Source organism: Pseudomonas sp. 32_A, assembly GCF_017490905.1.
Classification (GTDB): domain Bacteria; phylum Pseudomonadota; class Gammaproteobacteria; order Pseudomonadales; family Pseudomonadaceae; genus Aquipseudomonas; species Aquipseudomonas inefficax.
On the sequence record NZ_JAFGYI010000485.1, the window covers coordinates 1 to 245 of the forward strand.

At 63.7% G+C, this 245-nt stretch carries 1 protein-coding gene; it reads left to right on the forward strand.

Annotated features, from left to right (window positions below):
• The coding region (locus tag J5M58_RS27535) for an amino acid permease (protein WP_207880672.1) at positions 1-245 on the forward strand (245 nt) is incomplete at both ends.

Below are 245 nucleotides of genomic sequence, written 5' to 3' on the forward strand. Positions count from 1 at the left end.
GTTAGTTGCACTTGTCGTCGGTTCGATGATGGGTGGCGGGATCTTCTCGCTGCCGCAAAACATGGCGGCCAGCGCAGGGGTTGGCGCTGTGCTGATCGGCTGGGCAATCACCGCGGTCGGCATGCTGGCGCTGGCGTTCGTGTTCCAGACCCTGGCCAACCGCAAGCCGGAGCTGGATTCGGGGGTGTATGCCTACGCCAAGGCCGGTTTTGGCGAGTACATGGGCTTTTCCTCGGCCTGGGGCT